This window comes from Pseudomonas sp. TWI929 (assembly GCF_039673335.1).
GTDB lineage: Bacteria > Pseudomonadota > Gammaproteobacteria > Pseudomonadales > Pseudomonadaceae > Aquipseudomonas.
The window spans coordinates 1-484 of the sequence record NZ_JBDJLK010000191.1 but is presented as its reverse complement, the minus strand read 5'-3'; the positions used below and the strand labels follow the sequence as shown (position 1 = coordinate 484).

Annotated in this window: 1 protein-coding gene; it reads right to left on the bottom strand. The window is 61.4% G+C overall.

What is annotated here, in order from left to right; translation table 11 throughout:
• On the bottom strand, positions 1-484 hold a 484-nt coding region (locus ABE456_RS28505), incomplete at both ends, for an immunoglobulin-like domain-containing protein (RefSeq protein WP_346646910.1).

The window sequence follows — 484 nt, the reverse complement described above, 5'->3', positions numbered from 1 at the left end:
CGCCGGGGTCTGGAAATCGACGCTGCCCTGGGTCTTGCCCGCTTCAACGGTAATGGTCTGACCGTTGGACAGGGTGATAGTCACCGGAGTCTGGGCTGGGTTGCTCAGGGTCACGGTGTAAGTGATCACGCCACCTTCGGTGACGCTTGGCGAAGCGGTCAACGTTGCGGTGGTGTTGTCGGTCGAATCGTTGATCGTCGTCTGGGCTGGCGTCGGGTTCGGCGTCAGCTGCTCGAAGTTGCCACCGGTAGCACCAGTAATCGTGGTGCTGACCGTCGAGCCATTGTTGTAGACATCGTTGGCCGGGGTCTGGAAGTCGACGCTGCCCTGGGTCTTGCCGGCTTCAACGGTAATGGTCTGGCCGTTGGACAGGGTCACGGTCACCGGAGTCTGGGCTGGGTTGCTCAGGGTCACGGTGTAAGTGATCACGCCACCTTCGGTGACGCTTGGCGAAGCAGTCAGGGTCGCGGTGGTATTGTCGGTC